Source organism: Streptomyces sp. BBFR102 (assembly GCF_051397025.1).
Taxonomy (GTDB): domain Bacteria; phylum Actinomycetota; class Actinomycetes; order Streptomycetales; family Streptomycetaceae; genus Streptomyces.
The window spans coordinates 3,744,883-3,766,113 of the sequence record NZ_CP195757.1 but is presented as its reverse complement, the minus strand read 5'-3'; the positions used below and the strand labels follow the sequence as shown (position 1 = coordinate 3,766,113).

Sequence of the window (21,231 nt, the reverse complement as noted above, 5' to 3'; positions counted from 1 at the left end):
TGAAAGGAATGACCTGCGGCCGGGCCCCGGCCTCCCTCGCCCCGAGATCCCGCGTGGACCCGGAGGCGGTGGTGGGGACCGGGGCGTGGCTCCCGGTGTCGCCGTCCCCCGCCTCACGCGCTGCGCGAGGTCAGGGCCCCTGGGCGTGGGGGAACCGGGACGGAGGACGACGCCGGTGCCGGCCGAACCCCCCACCGGGCGCGCAGCGGCTCACGCGTGCGCGTCCCGAACCCACAAGGATCGACCCATGGCGTCCAGCCTGACGAAGGACGCGGCCGGCAACCCCGGCTCGCAGAAGACCTTCTTCGGCCACCCCCGCGGACTGGCCACACTGTTCCTCACAGAGATGTGGGAGCGCTTCAGCTACTACGGCATGCGCGCGCTCCTCCCCCTGTACCTCATCGCGCCCGGAGGACTCGCCCTCGACGCGGCGACGGCCACGATCATCTACTCGGTCTACGTGGCCCTCGTCTACCTGCTGGCCCTCCCCGGCGGCTGGTTCGGCGACCGCTACTGGGGGCCGCGGAAGACGGTCGCCGTCGCGGCCGCGGTCATCATGGTGGGCCACCTGACCCTCGCCCTCCCCGGTGACGCGGTCTTCTACGCCGGCCTGGTGCTGGTCGCCATCGGCTCCGGCCTGCTCAAGGCCAACATCTCCACGATGGTCGGCCACCTCTACGACGGGCCCAACGACCCGCGTCGCGACGGCGGCTTCACCATCTTCTACATGGGCATCAACGTCGGTGCCTTCGTCGCGCCCCTGATCATCGGCACCATCGGCGAGAACGTCGGCTGGCACTACGGCTTCGGCCTCGCCGCCCTCGGCATGGGCCTGGGTCTGCTCCAGTTCCTGCTGGCCGGGAAGAACCTGAGCCCGCTCTCCTCGCAGGTCCCCAAGCCGCTCAGCAGCGACGAGCGGAACAACGTGATCCGCAAGGCGCTCATCTGGCTGCTCATCGCCGTCGTCTTCTACGGGATCGTCAGCTTCACCGGCAGCTTCACCCTCAAGTGGGCCACCGTCCCGCTGACCGTCCTCGGCCTGGTCATCCCGATCATGGTCCTGGGCCGGATGAAGCGCGACAGGGAACTGACCGGCACCGAGCAGTCCAAGCTCTCCGCCTACATCTGGTTCTTCGTCGCGGCGGCCGTCTTCTGGATGATCTACGACCAGGGCGGCTCGACGATGGCGATCTTCGCCGAGGGCAAGGTCGACAACCAGGTGTTCGGCTGGGAGTTCCCGGTCTCCTGGTTCCAGTCGGTCAACCCGATCCTGGTGATGGCGCTCGCGCCGGTCTTCGCCTGGATCTGGCTCTACCTGAACCGGAAGGGCAAGGAGCCCAGCACGATCACCAAGTTCGCCGGTGGTCTGGTGCTGGTCGGCATCTCCTTCTTCGTCTTCCTGCTGCCCCTGACGGCCAGCTCCGACGGGACGCTGGTCAACCCGTGGTGGCTCGTGGTCATCTACTTCTGCCAGACCGCGGGTGAGCTGATGCTCTCACCGGTCGGGCTGTCGGTGACGACCAAGATGGCACCGGCCAAGTACGCCTCCCAGATGATGGGCGTCTGGTTCCTCGCGGTGACCGCGGGCGACAGTGTCACCGGGCTGCTGGCGGCGGCCGAGATCAACCTCGACCGCACCGGGATCGTCGCGCTGGAGGCCGCGCTCGCCGTGGCCGGGGGTGTCGCGATCTTCATGTACCGCCGCAAGGTCAAGGCCCTCATGGGCGAGATCCACTGACCTCGCCCCACCTCGCGTCCCGAGCCCCGCGCTTGGCCTCCCGGCCAGGGCAGCGGGGCTCGGGTGTTCTCGGCCCCGGGTGCCGGGCCGGGCCGCGCCCGGGGGTTCTGGGGCCTCGGGCTCCGGCCCGCTCGGAAGGGGGGCCTCTTCGCCGGCCGGGCCGAGAGTGCGGCTGGGCTCCGGCCCCGTGCACCGGTTTCAGGATGGCCTCGAACTGGCCTTGTCGAGCAAGGGTGACGATGAGGAGATGGAGGGGCTGCGGCGGTTCCCGGAGCTCGGCCGGGAGGACTTGTTCCGGTTCTTCACCCTGGCCCCAGCCGGACGTGGCGTTCGTCGGCCCCGGCGGAACTGCGGCTTCGCGCTCCCGCCCTTCACCGCCGCGGGCGATGCCTCCACCGGCCCTTCGCCCGGCCACCGCGCGCATCGGACCTGTCTCCTGTCGCTGCCTGAGCCGGTTGGCACGGCGGGGTTTCCGGTCATGTGGCCAGGTCCAGCCATTCCCCGACGGCCAGCACGTGTGCGCGCCGTCCGGCGTGCGTGCGGAACTCCTTCTCCGGATCGGAGACCTCGACGTAGCCCGCGATCTTGTCCGGCTGCGCCGTCTCGTAGTGGATCGGTACTGCGTACCGGGCGGCGAGGATCTCCGCGGCTGCGGCGGCCTGCCTCGGGTCCAGCGCGGCGGGCAGCGGGCTCGGCGGTCGCAGGTGCGGCGCGTCGACCACCGCGCCGTTGGCGGGCAGGAACACCGCGTCGAATGGGCTGAATCGGCGCGCGATGAGCCACCAGTAGCCGTGGAACATCGTGTCACCGCCGTGGAAGACCCGCTGCCCGTCGGCCTGCACCACCCAGTTCAGCTGCGGGTCACCCAGCCCGTCGACGGAGGGGACCGCGGTGACGCGGAACGGCCCGACTTCGCGGGTGGACCACGTATCCACGACCTCGGCGGCCAGCCGGTGCAGGGCCAGCTCACGCTCGGCCAGCAGCGTCGTCACGTTGTCCACGTCGTCGCCGTGACCGGGCGCCGGTCGCAGCACCGGCGCCCCCGGCGTCAGCACGTCCGCGAGCGCGGACGCGTCGGTGTGGTCCCGGTGCAGGTGGGTGACGAGTGCGGCGGTGACCTTCCCGCTCGGCACCACCAGCCCCTCACCGGGCTTCCACCCCGTGAACAGCGGTGAGAGGTCCCGCACGTGGTCGATCACCAGTCGCTTGCCGCCTGCCTCGATCTCGAGTCCGGCCCAGCCCAGTCGTCGCACCCGCATCTCGCGCTCCTTCGTCTCGGTGGCTGGCCCGAAATTTAGCGTACGACCGTTCTCCAAATCAATAGCGAACGCACGTACGCTATCCTCCTCGCATGTCACCACGACGCTCAGCAGCCGAAGCTCAGGCCACCAGGGGCCGGATCCTCGACCGTGCCGCCGAGATCGCCTCCGAGGAGGGGCTGGACGGCATCACCATCGGCCGGCTCGCCGAGGAGCTGGAGATGAGCAAGTCCGGGGTGCACAAGCACTTCGGCACCAAGGAAACGCTGCAAATCTCCACACTGGACAAGGCGTTCGTGGACTTCTGGCACCGAGTGGTCGAGCCCGCGCTGGCTGAGCCGCCGGGTCTGCGGCGGCTGCGCGCGGTGTGCGCCAACTCCGTGGGCTACCTGGAAGCGCCACTACTGCCCGGCGGCTGCCTGATGACCGCGGCGCTCACCGAGTACGACGGCCGCCCCGGCCGGGTCCGCGACGCGGTGGCCGAGGTGTGGTCGCGCTGGCGGGAACGGCTGCGGGCTGACCTGACCACGGCGGTGGAGAACGGCGAGCTACCCGCCGGGTTCGACATCGACCAGGCGCTGTTCGAGATCATCGCCGCCGGGCTGGCGCTGAACGCGGCCATGCAGCTCCAGCACGACCGGGCAGCCGCGGGCCGGGCCCGCCGCGCGATCGAACGGGCCTTGGACCAGTCCTGACCGCTCGCCCGACCGGGCGCCGGCCAAGCGCGCCGAGCGAGCGGCCTCCCCCACCGGCTTCGCCACCCTGGATACGACCGCCTGACCGCGTTCCCACCGGTCGGCCCGTATCCGCCCGAGATCTCCCGAGTACCGCGGGGGCCCAGCCTCGACGGCCAGCCGCCCTGACGGCACTGCCATGGCCGTCCGCCCCGCGGCCATGGCAGTGCCGTCATCCCTGTTCGGCATTCACGAGCCCGTCGATTACCAACCGCCTCCAGACCCCGTCGACAAACGCTGCCCAGAGAGATCAACGAAGCCGCTCACGCGCCGGCCAGGCTGAGGATGCGGCTCAGCTCCGTGCCGGCCCGGCTCGGTCGGTGGTTGAGGCGCCGGGGGGCCGGGCGGGTGGAGAAGCGGGGGCTGTCAGGGCATTGTGGGGGCCGGGAGGCCGGCCGGGGACGCGAGTTCGGCCCAGACGGTCTTGCCGGGGACGCCGGGGACGCGGACGACACCCCAGTCGAGGCAGAGGCGCTGGACGATGAACATGCCGTGGCCGCCGGGACGCCCGGCCCGGTGAGGCGTACGGGGAGCGGGCTCCCCGGCCCCTTTGTCGGCGACCTCCAGCCGCAGCACCTTCCCCTGCGCGCCCACGCGCAACTCCTGCGGCCCGCCCGCGTGCAGGCACGCGTTGGTGACCAGCTCGGAGACGACCAGCAGCACGTCCTCCGCCGCCGCCCTGCGCTCGGCGTTGGGCGCCGGCAGCCAGCCCCAGTCGTAGAGGGCCTGCCGGGTGAAGTCCCGGGCCATCGGGACGATGCCGGTGGCGTCGGCGAGCCCGAGCTTGCGCACCAGGCGCTCCACGGGCGCCAGGGGCCCCTGGGCGACGTGCGCGTCCGTCTCGGGCCCGCGGTCGCCCGGCAGAGAGGGCCGGGTGGTGCTCATCAGCGCTTCACCTCACCGATTCGCCAGTTCAACGATGTGCCTGGTCGATCCTGCGGAACATAGGGGGAACTTATAAGGGTTCGAGGCGCTCCGCCCGAAGATCCGGACGAGGCGTCCAGGGTCTCTCCTGCCCGAAGTGACCGTGAGAACACCCACGTGTTTCGCGCCCGGCCCGTGACACTGGTAACGCGTCGGTCACGGCCCGGCAACTGTGGGGTAAATCCTGGTCCCGTCAGCGAAGAGCGCCCGGGGAGTCAGCCGGCGAGCGCCGACCCGAGGGAGTCGTGGACGGTGAAGACCGCCTCGGCCCCGGTGATCTGGAAGACACGCGCGACCACCGGCCGCATCGCGGCGAGATGGACCCCGCCCCCGACGGCCTCCGCCTTGAGGCGGGCGCCGAGCAGGACGTTGAGCCCGGTGGAATCGCAGAACTCCAGTTGCGAGCAGTCGACGACGAGGCGCGCCCTGCCTTGGGATACGGCCTCTTCCAGAGGCTCGCGGAGCAGATCGGCGGTGTGGTGGTCCAACTCACCCGCGGGAGTCACCACGGCACTGCCGCCCTCGTTCCGGACGTCCACCCGGAGTCGGCCCCGCGAGGTGCCGCCGACCGTCTGACGGTCCATGCCGTTACTCACTTCCGACCCGTCCTGACCACTGACTGACGCCTTCGAACACTACGCCCTCGCCAACCTCTCCGGGTACCTGAACAGGCCCCGGAAAACGGACATTTCACCACGAAGCTCACTTGCGACCAGGTCAGAGGATTCGGTAGGGCTATAGGAGCACCCATTCGACACGGCCGGCTTCGGAGGCGCCGCACACCCTCAGTGCACGTATTGGCATCGGCAGCCATATGCCGAGAACGATGGAGGACATCATGTCACCCCAGCTCGACGCGCAGACCCGCCTGACGGCGTCGACCGCCCCACCGGCACACCTGTCCGCCGACGGCGCGGGGGAAACCCGGGAATCGCGCGAGGACTCCCCGGTGGCCACCGCCACCGACGACCCCCCCTATGCAGGCCCGGGCCACGAGTTCCCGGCCCTCCTCGCGGACCTGCCGGAGATCCCCCCGTACGACGAGGTGGGGCCGCTGGACGCCCGCGCCCTCTCCAAGACCCTCTTCGCCCGGCTGGAGGCGCTGGTGGAGGGCACCGCGGAGTTCGCCTACGTACGGAACACCCTGGTCGAGCTGAACCTCGCCCTGGTGAAGTTCGCCGCCTCCCGCTTCCGCTCCCGCAGCGAGCCGATGGAGGACATCATCCAGGTCGGCACGATCGGCCTGATCAAGGCGATCGACCGGTTCGAGCTGAGCCGCGGCGTGGAGTTCCCCACGTTCGCCATGCCGACGATCATCGGCGAGATCAAGCGGTTCTTCCGCGACACCTCCTGGTCGGTGCGGGTCCCGCGCCGCCTGCAGGAACTGCGCCTGGACCTGGCGAAGGCCGGGGACGAGCTGGCGCAGAAGCTGGACCGCGCGCCGACCGTGCGCGAGCTGGCCGACCGCCTGGAGCTGAGCCAGGAGGAGGTCGTCGAGGGGATGGCGGCGTCCAACGCGTACACCGCCAGTTCGCTGGACGCCCAGCCCGAGGAGGACGACTCCGAGGGCGCGCTGGCCGACCGCATCGGTTACGAGGACCACGGCATCGAGGGCATCGAGTACGTCGAGTCCCTCAAGCCGCTCATCGCGGAGCTTCCCGCCCGCGACCGCCGCATCCTGTCGCTGCGCTTCACCGCCAACATGACGCAGTCGGAGATCGGCGAGGAACTGGGGATCTCCCAGATGCACGTCTCCCGTCTGCTGACCCGCACGCTGAACCGGCTGCGCAAGGGGCTGACGGTCGTGGAGTGACCGGCCCCGCACGGCCGCGCCTTCGCACACAGGCTTCGGCAGGGCCCGCTTCCCGAGTACCGGGGAGGCGGGCCCTGCCGCGTCCGGGGTCAGCCCGCCGGGACGACCTGCTCCCCCGCCCGCCAGACGCCCGCCACCAGCGGCACTCCCGGCCGGTAGGCGAGGTGGACGTGGCTGGGCGCGTCGAGGAGCACCAGGTCGGCGCGGGCGCCGGGCGCCAGGCGGCCGACGTCCTCACGGCGCAGGGCGGCGGCCCCTCCCGCGGTGGCCGCCCACAGCGCCTCGTCGGGGGTCATCCCCATGTCGCGGACGGCGAGGGCGATGCAGAAGGGGACGGAGGAGGTGAAGGAGGAGCCGGGGTTGCAGTCGGTGGAGAGCGCCACGGTGGCCCCGGCGTCGAGCAGGCGCCGGGCGTCGGGCCAGGGGGCGCGGGTGGAGAACTCCGCGCCGGGGAGCAGGGTGGCGACGGTGTTCCCGGCGGCGAGGGCGTCCACGTCGGCGTCGGTGAGGTGGGTGCAGTGGTCGGCGCTGGCCGCGTCCAGCTCGACGGCGAGCCGGACGCCGGGGCCGTGGCCGAGCTGGTTGGCGTGGACGCGCGGGACGAGGCCCTTGGCGCGGCCGGCGGTGAGGATCGCGCGGGCGGCGTCGCCGTCGAAGGCGCCCCGTTCGCAGAAGACGTCGACCCAGCGGGCGTGGGGCGCGCAGGCGTCCAGCATGGGGCCGGTGACGAGGTCGACGTAGGCGGCGGGGTCGTCGGCGTACTCGGGGGCGACGATGTGGGCACCGAGGTAGGTGACCTCGTCGGTGTGGGCGGCGGCGACCCGCAGCGAGCGGGCCTCGTCCTCGACGGTGAGGCCGTAGCCGGACTTGGTCTCGACGGTGGTGGTGCCCTGCCGCAGCGCCTCGGCGAGGTAGCGGGAGACGTTGGCGGAGAGCGCCGCGTCGCTGGCGGCCCGGGTCGCGGCGACGGTGGTGCGGATGCCCCCGGCGCTGTAGGGGCGGCCCGACATGCGGGCGGCGAACTCCTCGGTGCGGTCGCCCGCGAAGACGAGGTGCGAGTGGGAGTCGACGAAGCCGGGGACGGCGGCCCGTCCGCCCGCGTCGACGACGTGGTCGGTGGCGGGGACGCGGGCGGCCTCCCCCGTCCACACGATCCGCTCGCCTTCGATGACGACGGCCGCGTCCCGGACCACCCCGAGCGGCGAACCGTCGCCCTGCTCCGGGTCGTTGGTCACCAGCGAGGCGATCCCCACCACCGCCGCCGAACCGGCCTCCGCGTTCGCACGCGCACTGCTCTGCACCACAACCACCGTTCCTGACAGGGGACTTGCTGACGACTGCACGGACGCGCGCGGCTACCGGCCGCCTCCGTCCCGGACGGCGGCCACCGCCTCGGCGAGCGCCCGGCCGGTCTCGGGGAGCCGTACGTGGACGCCGTCGCGGACGATGACGCGCCCGCCGACCAGGACGTGCGTCACGTCGGCGGCGCTCGCGGCGAAGACGGCGGTCTCGCCGCCGAGCGCCGGGGGCGCCCCGGCCGTCCGTACGGTGTCCAGGGCGAGCGTGGTGAGGTCGGCGGGGGCGCCGGGGGCGAGGGTGCCCGCCTCGGGGCGGCCGAGGGCGGCGTGGCCGTCGGCGGTGGCGGCGCGCAGCAGCGCGGCGGCGGTCCAGTGGCCGCGGGTGCGGGTGCGCAGCCGCTCGTCGAGTTCGAGGGCGCGGGCCTCCTCGAAGAGGTCGATGACGGCGTGGCTGTCGCTGCCGAGGCTGAGCGGGCTGCCGGCGCGCTGGAGGCGGGGCGCGGGGCCGATGCCGTCGGCGAGGTCGCGTTCGGTGGTGGGGCACACGCAGGTGCCGGTTCCGCTGGCGCCGATGAGGGCGATGTCCTCGTCGGTGAGGTGGGTGTTGTGGACGCCGGTGGTGCGCGGGGAGAGGACGCCGTGGTCGGCGAGGAGCCGGGTGGGGGTGCGGCCGGTGGCGGCCAGGCACGCCTCGTTCTCGGCGCGCTGCTCGGAGAGGTGGACGTGCAGGGGCGCGCCCCGGTGCCGGGCGAAGGCGGCGACGGTGGCGAGCTGGTCGGCGGGGACGGCGCGCACCGAGTGGACGGCGGCGCCGATCAGGGTGTGGCTGTCGCCGCGCAGCAGGCTCGCGCGCTCGGCCCAGGCGTCGGCGGTGGTGTCGCTGAACCGGCGCTGGTGGCGGTCGGGTTCGGCGCCGAAGCCGGAGGAGAGGTAGGCGGTGTCGAGCAGGGTGAGGCGGATTCCCGCGTCGGCGGCGGCCGCGATCAGCGCCTCGCCCATGGCGTTGGGGTTGTCGTAGGGGCGGCCGTCGGGCTGGTGGTGGAGGTAGTGGAACTCGCCGACGGCGGTGATCCCGGCCAGCGCCATCTCGGCGTAGACCGCGCGGGCCAGCGCGTGGTAGCTGTCCGGGGTGAGGGCGGCGGCGCAGCGGTACATGGTCTCGCGCCAGGTCCAGAAGGTGCCGGAGCCGACCTGGGCGGTGGCGCGCAGCGCCCGGTGGAAGGCGTGCGAGTGGGCGTTGGCCAGGCCCGGCAGGGTGAGGCCGGGCAGCCGGACGGCGCCGGGCGGGGGCGCGGGGACGCCGGTGCGGACGGCGAGGAGGTGGCCGGGCGGGACGGGGGCGGTGGCCCCGTCGCCCAGCTCCTCATCGAGGGGGACGGGGCCGGGGGCGTCCGGCGGTACGAGGTCGACGAGGACCCCGTCCGCGACGCGGTCGCCGAGCCAGGCGTGCTCCAGCCAGTACGTGTTCAGCCGCACGCGAGCCCCTCCAGGACGTCGGTGAGGGCCTGGACGCCGGCGAGGCAGTCGTCCTCGGTGGCGTGTTCGGCCGGGGAGTGGGAGACGCCGGTGGGGTTGCGGACGAAGAGCATGGCGGCCGGTACGGAGTCGGCGAGGATGCCCGCGTCGTGTCCGGCGCCGGTGCCGAGGACGGGGACGGGCGGCATGCCGGGGGCGTCGAGGATGCGGCCGAGTTCGGCACCGAGGGCCTGGTGGAACTCCACGACGGGGGTGAACGACTCGCGGGTGACGCTGAGTTCGATGCCGTCGCGGTCGGCGCGGGTGCGGGCGGCGGCCTCGACGGCGGTGGTGACGGCGTCCAGGCTCGCCTGGTCGGGGGCGCGGGAGTCGAGCCAGCCGCGGACCAGCGAGGGGATGGCGTTGACGCCGTTGGGCTCGACGGCGACCTTGCCGAAGGTGGCGACGGCGCCGGCGAGTTCGGCCTCGCGGCGGGCCTCCAGGACGGTCCCGGCGTAGGTCGGCATCGGGTCGCGGCGGTCGCCGAGGCGGGTGGTGCCGGCGTGGTTGGCCTCGCCGTGGAAGTCGTAGCGCCAGCGGCCGTGCGGCCAGATGGAGCCGGCGATGCCGACGGGGTCGCCGGTGAGGTCGAGGGAGCGGCCCTGTTCGACGTGGAGTTCGACGAAGGCGCCGATCCGGGAGAGGCGTTCGGGGTCGGGGCCGAGACGGTCCGGGTCGTAGCCGGCGGCCTCCATGGCGGCGGGCAGGGTGGTGCCGTCGGCGTCCCGGAGCCGCTGGGCGTCGGCGGGGGTGAGGCGGCCGGTGGCGAGCCGGGAGCCGACGCAGGCGAGGCCGAAGCGGGCGCCCTCCTCGTCGCCGAAGTTGACCAGGGCGATGGGGCGGGTGGGGACGGCGCCCCGTGCCAGGAGCCGGTCGAGCGCGGCGAAGGCGGAGACGACGCCGAGGGGGCCGTCGAAGGCGCCGCCGTCGGGGACCGAGTCGAGGTGCGAGCCGGTGACCACGGCCCGGCCGGGGCCGACCTCGGCCCAGCCTCCGGCGCCGTGCCACGCCCACTGGTTGCCGTTGCGGTCGATCTCGTAGGCCAGGCCGCGCAGTTCGGCCTGTTCGCGGAACCAGGCCCGGCACTCGCGGTCGGCGCCGCCCCAGGCGTAGCGCCGGTAGCCGCCGCTCGTGGCGTTGCGGCCGAGGGGGGCGAGATCGCGCCACATGGTGAGGAAGTCGGGGGCCTGGCGGGCGGCACCCGTCGGGCTCGCGGGGCGGGGCTGGGACACAGGGGTCTCCTCCGGAGGGGGACGGCCCGCACCCTGCTCATTCACGAGCCGTTCCGCTGAATATAGCTAGTCAGAGCAGGCCCGTCAGCCCCGGCGCCCTGGCCACGGGCGCGTCGCGGTGGTTGCCTGACCGCATGGGTGATCATCAGAGCGACCTCAGCCTCCTCCCGGGCGGCGCGCACGCCGCCGCCGACCCCGACGAGCCCGCCGTACGCGCGGCCCGCCGCGACCGCGCCGTCCGCGCCGCCGTCGCCCAGGGCCTGGTCGGCCCGGACGAGCCGATCGCCGGGCTCCTCGACACCGCCGGCATCCGCGCCTCCGCCGCCGCCCTGCACGCCGCCTTCGACGCCGTCACCGCGCCCGGCACCCCGGTCCTGCACGCCTTCGCCGTCAAGGCCACCCCGCTGGTGCCCGTGCTGCGCCTGCTGGCCGAGGCGGGGCTCGGCGCCGAGGTCGCCTCCCCCGGCGAACTCGCCCTCGCCACCGCCGCGGGCGTCCCGCCGGAGCGCATCGTCCTCGACTCCCCCGCCAAGACCCCCGCCGAGATCCGCGAGGCGCTGCGCCTGGGCATCGCCCTCAACGCCGACAACCCGCAGGAACTGGAGCGCCTCGACGCCATCCTGGACGGCGCCGCCCCCTCCTCCCCCATCGGCGTCCGCGTCAACCCGCAGGTCGGCGGCGGTTCCATCGGCGCCCTCTCCACCGCCACCCCCACCTCCAAGTTCGGCGTCGCGCTACGCGACCCGGGCGCCCGCGACTGGGTCCTGAACGCCTACGCCGCCCGCCCCTGGCTGACCCGGCTGCACGCCCACTCCGGCTCGCAGGGCATGCCGCTGGAACTCCTCGCCGAGGGGCTCGGCGCCCTGTACGAACTGGCCGAGGAGATCAACGAGGCGGCCGGGCGCCAGCAGATCGACACCCTGGACATCGGCGGCGGCCTGCCCGTCAACTTCGGCTCGGACGCGGACGACCCGGGCCACGCCGCGTACGCCGCGCTGCTCAAGAAGCACGTCCCCGGCCTCTTCGACGGGCGGTACGGCCTGGTCACCGAGTTCGGCCGGTCGCTGCTGGCCAAGCACGGCACCGTCCTCGCCCGCGTCGAGTACACCAAGTCGGCCGGCGGGCGCCCCATCGCCGTCACCCACGCCGGGGTCCAGGTCGCCACCCGCACCGTCTACAACCCCGAGTCCTGGCCGCTGCGCATCGCCGCCTACGACGCCGAGGGGCGCCCGCGCACCGGTGACACGGTCGTCCAGGACGTGGCGGGACCCGCCTGCTTCGCCGGGGACCTGCTCGCCACCGGGCAGAGCATGCCGCGCCTGCACCCCGGCGACTGGGCGGCGGCCCTGGACACCGGGGCGTACTACTTCGCCCACCACTACGCGTACAACAGCCTGCCGCGGCCGGCCGTGCACGGCTGGACGGAGACGGCCGCAGCGCCCGGGAAGGAGCCGGAGGTCCGGTTCGCGACGGTACGGCCGGCGCAGACCGTGGCCGAGATCGTCGCCGAGGGCGGGTCGGCCCACCGGGACGGCCTGACGGACCTCGCCGGTCTCTGACGGCCTGCCCCGAGTCGCCCTTGCGAGGCCGGGATCTCCGTTGCTTGTGCGGGTCGGGGGCGGGTAAGGAAGCCTCCACCACTCACAGGGGAGGCCCCATGGACACCGCCCGACCCGCCGGAGCATCCGGCAACCCGCCCGAGGAGAAGGCCGGTTCCCCCACCGGGGAGCCGGCCCTCAAACGGGCCATCGGCCCCAAGCTGCTGATCCTCTTCGTCATCGGCGACATCCTCGGCACCGGGATCTACGCCACCACCGGCAAGGTCGCCGGGAAGGTCGGCGGCGCGCTCTGGGTCCCGTTCGCGATCGGCTTCGCGGTGGCGCTGCTGACCGCCGCCTCCTACGTCGAACTGGTCGGCAAGTACCCGAAGGCGGCCGGGGCGGCGCTCTACACCCAGAAGGCGTTCAAGGTCCCCTTCCTCACCTTCATCATCGCCTTCATGGTGATGTGCTCGGGCCTCTCCTCGGCCAGCGCCGCCGCCCTCGCCTTCAGCGGCGACTACCTGAGCGAGCTGACCGAGGGCGCCCTGCCGCCCACCCTCGTCGCCGTCGCCTTCGTCCTGGTCCTCGCCGCCGTCAACCTCCGCGGCGTCGCCGAGTCGGTCAAGATGAACGTCGTCCTCACCCTGGTCGAACTCAGCGGCCTCGCCGTCATCCTGGGCATCGGCGCGTACGCCGTGCTGACCGGCGGCGGCGAGCCGTCCCGGCTGGTCGAGTTCGAGTCGAGCGGGACCGGCTTCGCCCTGATGACCGGGGTGCTCGGCGCCACCGCGCTCGGCTTCTTCGCCTTCGTCGGCTTCGAGGACTCGGTCAACATGGCCGAGGAGACCAAGGACCCCGCCCGCACCTTCCCCCGCGCGATCTTCATCGGCGTGGGCGTCACCGGGACCGTCTACATCCTGGTGGCACTGGTCTCCTCGCTCCTGGTCGACCCCGGCACGCTCTCCGGCTCCGACGGCCCGCTGCTGGAAGTGGTCAAGGCCGGCGGGATGAACTTCCCGCCACAGCTCTTCGCGCTGATCGCGCTCTTCGCCGTCACCAACTCGGCCCTGATCAACCTGATGATGGCCTCCCGCCTCTGCTACGGCATGGCCAACGAACGCATCCTGCCGCGCGCCATGGGCCGGGTGCTGCCCAGGCGCCGGACGCCCGTGGTCGGCATCGCCTTCGTCACCGTGCTCGCCCTCGGCATGGTCCTCACCGGCGAGATCGAGGGTCTCGGCGACACCACCGCCTTCCTCCTCCTCTGCGTCTTCGCCGTCGTCAACATCGCCGTCCTGGTCCTCCGCAAGGACCGCGTCGACCACGCCCACTTCCGCACCCCCACCCCCCTCCCCGTCCTCGGCGCCGTCACCGCCCTCATCCTCGCCAGCCCCCTCGCCGACCGCCCCGCCGACGTCTACATCCGCGCCGCCGTCCTCCTCCTCCTGGGCACAGCCCTCTGGGGCCTCAACAAACTGGCCCTGCGCAGGGAAACCCCCTGACGCCAGCGCCGACCGGGCAGTCCCCCAGCCCGACCAGGCAACCCCACAGCCCGGCCGGACGATCCCACAGCCCGGCCAGAACACCCATGGCCCGGCCGGACGAACCCAGCCCGGCCGGGTAATCCCCCAGCCCGGCCGGCGCTTGAGGCCACATTCCCAGCCCGGCCGGCGCTTGAGGCCATCGTGAACCGGCACTCAGAGCCGGACCCGGCAAAAGACAGCCCGGCCGGCGCTTGAGGCCACCGCCACCCCTCGCGCCCGGGCCGACCGCACGCCCCACTACAGCTCAGCCGGCGCTTGAGGCAACCCCGAGAGCCAGGAGGGCCGAACCTTATCGCCCCGAACGCAAGTACCCCTGGAAAATGCCAGAACTTCCCCGAGCCCCCACCACCATGCGTAGCCTCGTGCTCACACCCCAGCCGCTGCCCCACCGTCCGGGAGGAACCCCCGCATGCCCGGAATCGACGAATGCCTGCTCGACATCATGAAACTCCCCGGTGCCCGAGGCGCGGCCGTCGTCGACTGGACGAGCGGCCTCGCCCTGGGCACGATCGGCGAGTCCCCGCACGACGACCACGAGGCCACCGCCGCCGAGACCGCCGAGGTCGCCCGGATGGCCGCCGAACAGCCCGCGTTCGCCCAGGAGTCGGCGCGCACCCCGGCCCCGCCCGAGGAGCCGCGGGCCACCGGAGTGGAGGACGTGATCGTCACCTCCCCGGCGGGCTACCACATCCTCCGCTTCGTCGAGACCGACTTCGACAGCAGCGTCTTCGTCCACCTCTGGCTGCACCGTTCCGAAGGCAACCTGGCCCTCGCCCGCATCCGCCTCGGCGAACTGGCCCAGCGGCTGGTCCTGGCATGACGTCCGCGGCCTCCCCCACCGCGCACATACCCGCGGTCTCCCCGATGCTCCGGCGCCTCGGCGAGGAGCGGGCCACCGGTGCGCTGATACGCGAGAGCGGCACGCTCTACCTGGTGGACGGCCAGGTGGTGCACGCGGAGTCCCCGGTGACCCCGGGCATCGACGTCCTCCTGACGGCCGGCGGCACGCTGGCCGAGGCCGGCTGGTGGGAGGCGGTGGCCGCCGCGGGGGCGCGGCAGCGGGTCGCGGCGTACCTGGTGGACAGCGGGCGCGTGCCGGGCGGCGCGCTGGAACTCTGCCACCTGGGCGCCCTGTACGACGCCGCCTTCTTCGCCCTCGCCCCCGCCAGCACCCCGGCCCGCTTCCGGTACGGCGTGTCGCACTGGATCGGCGCGGTGCACCCGGTCGCGGCCGGCTCGGTGGAGCGCGAGACGCTGCGCCGCCGCGAACTGCTCGACCGGATCTGGCCGGACGCCACGGTCGACTCCGCGCCCCTGCTCCGCCTCACCGACACCGCGGAACTGCCGCTGACGCCGCGCCGCCGCGCCGTGCTGGAGGCGGTCGACGGGACCAGCACCGCCGCCGACATCGCCCGCGCGCTGGGCCGCTCCGCCTTCCACACCCTGGTCGACGTACGGCGACTGGCGGCGGCGGGCGCGCTGGACGCCGTCCGGTCCTACGACCGTCCCGGGCACGCCTCGTCGGGCCCGCGCGTCGGCGCCCCCGTGCTCCCCGAGGTGACGCCCGACCCGGACATCGCCCTGCTGCGCCGGCTCCGAGACGCCCTGGAGGTCCTGTGATACGCGCGCGCCGACAGCGTGCCGAGAGGAGACAACTGATGGCCGCCGAGCGGGAAGTCCTCGACGAACTCCAGCGGTTGCGGGCCCGGGTCCCGCTGCTCTCGGGGGCGCTGGCGGCCTCGGCCGACGGCCTGGTCCTCGCGCAGGACACGGCCGGCGTCGAGGCGGAGAGCCTCGCGGCGCTGACCGCCGCCGCGCTCGGCGTCGCGGTCCGCCTGACCGACGCGACCGCCCGCGGCTCCTTCCGCGAACTCCTGGTCCGCGGCGAGAAGGGGTACGTGGCGACGTACGCGGCGGGCTCCTCGGCGGTGCTGACGCTGCTCGCCGAGGACCGCATCAACGTGGGCCGCCTCCATCTGGAGGGCCGCCGCGCCGGTGCCCGGGTCGGTGCCCTGGTCGACGCGGCCCTGGAACGGGCCGCGCCCGCGCAGCCCCGTACCGAACACACCCGCGCCGGAGCACCGGCCCGCCCGGCCGGCCCGCCGCCGCAGGCACCGGGCCCGGCCCCGGGCACCCCGCCGGGCGCCCTGCCCCGGCGTCCCGTATGAGTCCGCGAACCGCACCACATCCGAAACGCAAGCAATCGAAGAAGAAGAGGACCACACCCATGGCGAACACCGAAACGTCCCTCAAGGAAGCGATGAGCATCATCGAGGGCGCCACCGGCGTCGCCCTCGTCGACTACACGAGCGGCATGGCGCTGGGCACCCTCGGCGGCGGCAAGGAATTCAACCTGGAGGTCGCGGCGGCAGGCAACACCGACGTGGTCCGCGCCAAGCTCCGCACCATGGAGCACCTGGGGCTGAAGGACGAGATCGAGGACATCCTGATCACCCTCGGCAGCCAGTACCACCTGATCCGGCTGCTCCGGTCCCGTGGCGGCAACGGCCTCTTCCTCTACCTGGTGCTGGACTCGGGCCGCGCCAACCTGGCGATGGCGCGCCACCAGCTCCGCCGCATCGAGACCGAACTGGAGGTCTGAGCCGGTACGCCCCGGGACGGGGCACTGACCGCGCCCACCCGGCGCGGTCAGTGCCGCTTTCCGCCGCCGGGGGCGGCGTCCCCGGCCCCCGTCCCGGTCGTCCACAGCCGGGTCGTCCGCGCCCCCAACGGGGCGCCGGCGCCCCGGCCGAGCGCGTCGACGGCGGTCCACAGCAGGGCCTCGCGGGCCTCCTCGGCCCGTCCGGTCCCGCGGGCCCGCAGCCACAGCCCCGTCCCCCAGCCGGCCAGCAGCATGCCGCCGGCCGCGGGCAGGGCGAAGGCGCTGCCCAGGGCGGCGGCGAAGGCGAGCGCGAGCCACCAGGCGTGGCCGCGCCGCCAGGTGCGTACCGTCACCGAGCGGGCCTGGAGGACGTCGGCGCGGGCGGCGCGTTCGGCGTCCTCGGCGAGGGCCGCGGCCCGGCCGCGGCGCACCAGCGGGACCGCCCCCGCCGCCAGCAGGAAGAGCAGGGCGCCGACGAGGACGCCGATGCGGCGGCCGGTCAGCCCCTCCGGGACCAGCCCGGCGCCCGCCGCGATCAGGCCGAGCCACCACAGGGGTGCGGCACCGGCCCGCTGGACCACCGCCACCCGCACCAGTACCCGTGCTCCGCGTCTCAACTCCCGCTCCTTCCACTCCCGCCCGATCCGGCCGCCGGGGCCTGCGTGGGCCCGGAGATTACCGGCCGTTCCTGAGACGCGGGTGAGAAACGGTCCCCCGGGTGGAGGAGTCGCCGAGCCGCTACTCGGCGAACAGCCCCCGGTCGGCGGCGCGGGCGTCGAACCGCTCCAGCCGGGCCTGCGCGTCGGGCAGCGCGTCGCACATCGCCTCCAGCAGGACCCGGCCGAGCAGCATGGGCGCGCAGGCCGTGTCGAAGGCGAGGCCGGTGCCGACCGCGCCCGGGACGAGGACGTCGGAATGGGCCGCGACCGGCGCGAACGCCGAGTCGGCCACGGTCACCACGCCGAGCCCGCCCTCCCTGGCGTGGGCCAGTGCCTCGACCACCTCGCGCGGGTGGCGGGGCAGCGCGAAGCAGAGCAGCGCGGACGCCCCGGCGAGGCGGGCGGCGTCGATCCGGTCGACCAGCATGGTGCCGCCCTCGTCGAGCAGCCGTACGTCCGGGTGGACCTTGGCGGCGAAGTAGGCGAAGCCGCGCGCCTGGGCGGCCGCCGCCCGCAGCCCCAGTACGGGCAGCGGCCGCGAGCCGGCCAGCAGCCGCCCGGCGCGCTCCAGCGGAGCCGGGTCGGCGAGGAAGTCGGCAAGCCGCCGCAGGTTGGCGATCTCGCCCTCGACGGCCTGCTGGTAGCCGTTGGCCGCAGCGGGGGAGGCCTGGGCGGCGGGTGCCCGTTCCCGCAGGTCGCGGCGGAGTGCCGGGTAGCCGTCGAAGCCGAGGGCGACCGCGAACCGCGTCACCGAGGGCTGGCTGACCCCGGCCAGCTCCGCCAGCTCCACGCTGGACAGGAACGGCACCTCGTCGGCGTGACGCACCATGCAGTGCGCGATCCTGCGCTGCGTGGGCGTCAGCCGCCGACCCTCGAAGAGCCCCTGGAGCCTCCCGGCCGGGCTGTGGGTCATCCCTCGCGTCCCCTCGGAGCTAGCCGCCATTCATCCATCATCCGCTGTGCATGAGCCTATACAGGGTGCGGGCGGCGGGGCGGGGGCGGGCGTACCGGGGACGGCGGCGGCAGGGGCCCCCGCGATCTCGTCCCATCCCGGGTCGAGGGGCGGTTCCTCGTCGCGGGTCTCGACGCGGAGGACGAAGTCGCCCGTGCGGGCGTGTTGTTGAGGCATGGGACGGAGGCTAGGACAGCCCACCGACAACGGCCGGCGGCGCCGGGGAGGAGAGATGCGCGGGGACCGCCGCACCCCCCGGGCGGGCCCGGGAGGGCGGGACGACGGCGGTCCCCGCGAGGGGCGGGCGCCGGGTCAGGGCCGGGCGCCGCGCCCACGGGCGTCGTTCGGAGGCCCGGGAGCCGCTCCGGAGGTCCGTGACGCCGTTCGCGTGCCGGTGGAGGACGGCCCGTCGCCCCCGGATTCCCCGGTGGTCGTGTGCCCTCCCCTGCCGACACCCACCACTGTGCCGGACGCGTGTTAACCAGATGCTGCGCCGACGTGTCGGGCTCGTACCACGTGCGCGAAGGGGGGCGCGGCCCGCCCCGGGAGGTCCGGGAGGCGGGCCGCGCGCGGCGGTCAGCCGGTGGCGGTGCCGGCCGAGCGGGCCAGGAAGGTGAGCAGGTCCTGGCGGCTGACGACGCCGGTCGGCTTGCCCTCCACCAGCACGACCGCGGCGTCCGCCTTGCCCAGGACCGCCATCAGGTCGGCGACCGGCTCACCGGAGCCGACCTGGGGCAGCGGGCGCGACATGTGCTTCTCCAGCGGGTCGCCCAGGGCCGCCCGGTTGGCGAAGAGGGCGTCGAGCAGTTCCCGCTCGACGACCGAGCCGACGACCTCGGCGGCCATCACGTCGGGGTGGCCGGCGCCCGGCTTGACGATCGGCATCTGCGAGACGCCGTACTCGCGCAGCACCTCGATGGCCTCGCCGACGGTCTCCTCGGGGTGCATGTGGACGAGGGAGGGCATGGCGCCCTCCTTGTCGCGCAGCACGTCGCCGACGCGGGGCTCGTCGCCGCCCTGGTCGAGGAAGCCGTAGTCGTTCATCCACTCGTCGCTGAAGATCTTCGAGAGGTAGCCACGGCCGCTGTCCGGCAGCAGCACGACGACCACGTCGTCGGGGCCCAGCTCGCGGGCGACCTCCAGCGCGGCGACGACCGCCATCCCGCACGAACCGCCGACCAGCAGCCCCTCCTCCTTCGCGAGGCGGCGGGTCATCTGGAAGGAGTCCTTGTCGGAGACCGCGACGATCCGGTCGGTGATCTTCTGGTCGTAGGCGGTCGGCCAGAAGTCCTCGCCGACGCCCTCGACCAGGTACGGACGGCCGGAACCGCCGGAGTAGACCGAGCCCTCGGGGTCGGCGCCGACCACACGCACGGCCCCGTCGCTGGCTTCCTTCAGGTAGCGGCCGGTGCCGGAGATGGTGCCCCCGGTGCCGATGCCCGCGACGAAGTGGGTGATCTTCCCGTCGGTCTGCTCCCACAGCTCCGGGCCGGTCGAGTGGTAGTGGGAGAGGGGGTTGTTCGGGTTGGAGTACTGGTCGGGCTTCCACGCGCCCGGCGTCTCACGGACCAGCCGGTCGGAGACGTTGTAGTACGAGTCCGGGTGCTCCGGGTCGACGGCGGTCGGGCAGACCACGACCTCGGCGCCGTACGCCCGCAGGACGTTGATCTTGTCGAGCGAGACCTTGTCGGGGCAGACGAAGACGCACTTGTACCCCTTCTGCTGCGCGACGATGGCCAGGCCGACGCCGGTGTTGCCGCTGGTCGGCTCGACGATCGTGGAACCGGGGCCGAGCAGTCCGCGCTCCTCGGCGTCCTCGATCATGCGCAGGGCGATGCGGTCCTTCACGGAACCGCCGGGGTTGAAGTACTCGACCTTGGCCAGGACCGTCGCCTGGATTCCCTCGGTCACGTTGTTGAGCCTGACCAGCGGGGTGTTGCCGACCAGGTCGACCATCGAGTCGTGGATGTGCACCGTTGTCTCCGGGCGTCGATGACTGCGTAACGCAGGGCTGTATGGGTGCGCACAGCGTAAGCCGCCCGGGCCCCCGCGTGTGGCCGCCGGGGATTGGCGGACGGCCCCGGCGGGGCACAGTGTGGGTGTACGGCTACGAGGAGGTGGCTGCCGGTGTTGTCGAGGGCGAGGGTGGCACGGCGGATCGCGGCGGGCGCGGCTTACGGCGGCGGCGGCATCGGGCTGCTCGGCGTGGCCGGCGTCGGAGTGCTGCTGGCCGAGGCGCAACTGGCCAAGCGCTCGGTGGGGAGCCAGGGGCACGGGGCGGCGCCGCCGCGCGCCGACGGGGTCTACGGGAGGGCGTTCGGCGTCCGTGCCGAGGGCGAGCCCCCGCTGGAGCCGCTGCGGTTCCTGATGCTGGGCGACTCGACCGCCGCCGGACAGGGGGTGCACCGGTCCCGGCAGACCCCCGCGGCCCTGCTCGCCAGCGGACTGGCGGCCGTCGCCGAGCGGCCGGTCGAGCTGCGGAACGTCGCCGTCCCCGGTGCCCGCTCCGACGACCTCGACCGCCAGGTGTCGCTGGGGCTGGCCGACGGCGGGTGGGTGCCCGACGTCTGCGTGCTGATGGTCGGCGCCAACGACGTCACCCACCGCATGGCCGCCACCGAGTCGGTACGACTGCTCGCCTCGGCGGTACGGCGGCTGCGGACGGCCGGGGCCGAGGTGGTGGTCGGGACCTGCCCCGACCTCGGCACCATCGAGCCCGTCTACCAGCCGCTGCGCTGGCTCGCCCGGCGGGCCTCGCGGCAGCTGGCCGCCGCGCAGACCATCGGGACGGTGGAGCAGGGCGGGCGGACCGTCTCGCTCGGCGATCTGCTCGGGCCCGAGTTCGCGCAGAACCCGCGCGAGCTGTTCGGGCCCGACAACTACCACCCCTCGGCCGAGGGGTACGCGACGGCCGCGATGGCCGTCCTGCCCACGCTCTGCGCCTCGCTCGGCCTCTGGCCCGAGGGGGAGCGGCCGGAGGCCGCCCGCGACGAGGGGTTCCTGCCCGTGGCCCGCGCCGCCGCCCGCGCCGCCTCCGAGGGCGGCACCGAGGTCACCGCCGCCGGGGGCGCGCGGGGCCCCCTCGCCCTCCTCAAGCGCCGCCGACGCCGCCGCATCGCCCACGAGCCCTCCCCCGCCCCACCCGCGAACACCCCACCCCCCGAACGAAACGGCCTCAACCAGCAACTGGGGTGAACCTCAAGCGCGCGGCCGGGCTATTGGTAGCCCGGCCGCGCGCTTGAGGCCACCGGTGACCGGCAGACGAAAGCCGGAGCCCAGCAAGAATCCAGCCCGGCCGGCGCTTGAGGCCAAGGAGCCCGGCCGGCGCTTGAGGCCAAGGAGCCCGGCCGGCGCTTGAGGCCCGCCCTGCGGCGCAGGAATGCCGCACTCACCCCACCCGGGCCCAGCCCCCGCCAGGCC

Annotated in this window: 19 protein-coding genes; 10 read left to right on the top strand and 9 right to left on the bottom strand. The window is 73.9% G+C overall.

Going from position 1 to position 21,231, the window contains the following annotated elements; all coding sequences use genetic code 11:
* The first annotated feature begins 247 nt into the window (after positions 1-247).
* Entirely contained in the window at positions 248-1,738 is a 1,491-nt protein-coding gene (locus ACSLIC_RS16930; RefSeq protein WP_436738538.1) for a peptide MFS transporter, read from the top strand.
* Between the two features lie 476 nt (positions 1,739-2,214).
* On the opposite strand, the gene ACSLIC_RS16925 is transcribed toward ACSLIC_RS16930, so the two are convergent.
* Complete coding sequence (locus tag ACSLIC_RS16925; RefSeq protein ID WP_436738537.1) at positions 2,215-2,997, bottom strand: MBL fold metallo-hydrolase; 783 nt, start codon at positions 2,995-2,997, stop codon at positions 2,215-2,217.
* 92 nt (positions 2,998-3,089) lie between these two features.
* Here ACSLIC_RS16925 and ACSLIC_RS16920 point away from each other — a divergent pair, with 92 nt between their 5' ends.
* Positions 3,090-3,692: a TetR/AcrR family transcriptional regulator gene (locus ACSLIC_RS16920; protein ID WP_436738536.1), complete on the top strand. Its 603-nt coding sequence runs from the start codon at positions 3,090-3,092 to the stop codon at positions 3,690-3,692.
* Positions 3,693-4,097: 405 nt separating this feature from the next.
* Here the strand turns inward: ACSLIC_RS16920 and ACSLIC_RS16915 are convergent, their stop codons facing one another.
* Both ACSLIC_RS16915 and ACSLIC_RS16910 read right to left on the bottom strand, forming a co-directional pair.
* Positions 4,098-4,616 carry an ATP-binding protein gene (locus tag ACSLIC_RS16915; protein ID WP_436738535.1) on the bottom strand — a complete coding sequence of 173 codons (519 nt, stop codon included), beginning with the start codon at positions 4,614-4,616 and terminating at the stop codon, positions 4,098-4,100.
* Positions 4,617-4,870: 254 nt separating this feature from the next.
* Positions 4,871-5,239 (bottom strand): STAS domain-containing protein, encoded by a 369-nt coding sequence (locus tag ACSLIC_RS16910; RefSeq protein WP_436738534.1) that lies wholly within the window; start codon positions 5,237-5,239, stop codon positions 4,871-4,873.
* Positions 5,240-5,481: 242 nt separating this feature from the next.
* On the opposite strand from ACSLIC_RS16910, the gene ACSLIC_RS16905 reads away from it, so the two are divergent.
* Complete coding sequence (locus ACSLIC_RS16905; RefSeq protein ID WP_436738533.1) at positions 5,482-6,468, top strand: RNA polymerase sigma factor SigF; 987 nt, start codon at positions 5,482-5,484, stop codon at positions 6,466-6,468.
* Positions 6,469-6,557: 89 nt separating this feature from the next.
* On the opposite strand, the gene hutI is transcribed toward ACSLIC_RS16905, so the two are convergent.
* From hutI to ACSLIC_RS16890, 3 genes are read right to left on the bottom strand one after another with little or no spacing between them, the layout of a single operon-like run.
* Complete coding sequence (gene hutI, locus ACSLIC_RS16900; protein ID WP_436738532.1) at positions 6,558-7,772, bottom strand: imidazolonepropionase; 1,215 nt, start codon at positions 7,770-7,772, stop codon at positions 6,558-6,560.
* A gap of 51 nt (positions 7,773-7,823) precedes the next feature.
* A complete protein-coding gene (locus ACSLIC_RS16895) occupies positions 7,824-9,236 on the bottom strand; it encodes a formimidoylglutamate deiminase (RefSeq protein ID WP_436740397.1) in 1,413 nt (470 codons plus the stop codon).
* A complete protein-coding gene (locus tag ACSLIC_RS16890) occupies positions 9,233-10,513 on the bottom strand; it encodes an allantoate amidohydrolase (RefSeq protein WP_436738531.1) in 1,281 nt (426 codons plus the stop codon). The genes ACSLIC_RS16895 and ACSLIC_RS16890 overlap by 4 nt, the downstream gene beginning before the upstream one ends.
* Before the next feature lie 134 nt (positions 10,514-10,647).
* Here ACSLIC_RS16890 and ACSLIC_RS16885 point away from each other — a divergent pair, with 134 nt between their 5' ends.
* The 6 genes from ACSLIC_RS16885 to ACSLIC_RS16860 all read left to right on the top strand — a co-directional run bounded on the left by ACSLIC_RS16885 (position 10,648) and on the right by ACSLIC_RS16860 (position 16,200).
* Positions 10,648-12,072, top strand: coding sequence for a diaminopimelate decarboxylase (locus ACSLIC_RS16885; protein WP_436738530.1), 1,425 nt, complete (start codon positions 10,648-10,650; stop codon positions 12,070-12,072).
* 98 nt (positions 12,073-12,170) lie between these two features.
* Positions 12,171-13,556 (top strand): APC family permease, encoded by a 1,386-nt coding sequence (locus ACSLIC_RS16880; RefSeq protein ID WP_436738529.1) that lies wholly within the window; start codon positions 12,171-12,173, stop codon positions 13,554-13,556.
* Positions 13,557-14,007: 451 nt separating this feature from the next.
* Positions 14,008-14,418: a hypothetical protein gene (locus ACSLIC_RS16875; RefSeq protein WP_436738528.1), complete on the top strand. Its 411-nt coding sequence runs from the start codon at positions 14,008-14,010 to the stop codon at positions 14,416-14,418.
* Positions 14,415-15,218, top strand: coding sequence for a transcriptional regulator (locus tag ACSLIC_RS16870; protein WP_436738527.1), 804 nt, complete (start codon positions 14,415-14,417; stop codon positions 15,216-15,218). Before ACSLIC_RS16875 ends, ACSLIC_RS16870 begins: the two co-directional genes overlap by 4 nt.
* A gap of 38 nt (positions 15,219-15,256) precedes the next feature.
* Positions 15,257-15,766 (top strand): roadblock/LC7 domain-containing protein, encoded by a 510-nt coding sequence (locus ACSLIC_RS16865; protein WP_436738526.1) that lies wholly within the window; start codon positions 15,257-15,259, stop codon positions 15,764-15,766.
* 59 nt (positions 15,767-15,825) lie between these two features.
* Positions 15,826-16,200, top strand: a complete 375-nt coding sequence (locus ACSLIC_RS16860; RefSeq protein WP_436738525.1) for a hypothetical protein — start codon at positions 15,826-15,828, stop codon at positions 16,198-16,200.
* Between the two features lie 47 nt (positions 16,201-16,247).
* Here the strand turns inward: ACSLIC_RS16860 and ACSLIC_RS16855 are convergent, their stop codons facing one another.
* The 3 genes from ACSLIC_RS16855 to ACSLIC_RS16845 all read right to left on the bottom strand — a co-directional run bounded on the left by ACSLIC_RS16855 (position 16,248) and on the right by ACSLIC_RS16845 (position 19,785).
* Positions 16,248-16,787, bottom strand: a complete 540-nt coding sequence (locus tag ACSLIC_RS16855; RefSeq protein WP_436740396.1) for a hypothetical protein — start codon at positions 16,785-16,787, stop codon at positions 16,248-16,250.
* Between the two features lie 151 nt (positions 16,788-16,938).
* Positions 16,939-17,772: a MurR/RpiR family transcriptional regulator gene (locus ACSLIC_RS16850; protein ID WP_436738524.1), complete on the bottom strand. Its 834-nt coding sequence runs from the start codon at positions 17,770-17,772 to the stop codon at positions 16,939-16,941.
* Between the two features lie 615 nt (positions 17,773-18,387).
* Positions 18,388-19,785 carry a cystathionine beta-synthase gene (locus tag ACSLIC_RS16845; protein WP_436738523.1) on the bottom strand — a complete coding sequence of 466 codons (1,398 nt, stop codon included), beginning with the start codon at positions 19,783-19,785 and terminating at the stop codon, positions 18,388-18,390.
* 171 nt (positions 19,786-19,956) lie between these two features.
* Here ACSLIC_RS16845 and ACSLIC_RS16840 point away from each other — a divergent pair, with 171 nt between their 5' ends.
* The gene (locus tag ACSLIC_RS16840) at positions 19,957-21,006 is read left to right on the top strand and encodes an SGNH/GDSL hydrolase family protein (protein ID WP_436740395.1); all 1,050 of its coding nucleotides are present in this window, start codon (positions 19,957-19,959) and stop codon (positions 21,004-21,006) included.
* Positions 21,007-21,231: the final 225 nt, after the last annotated feature.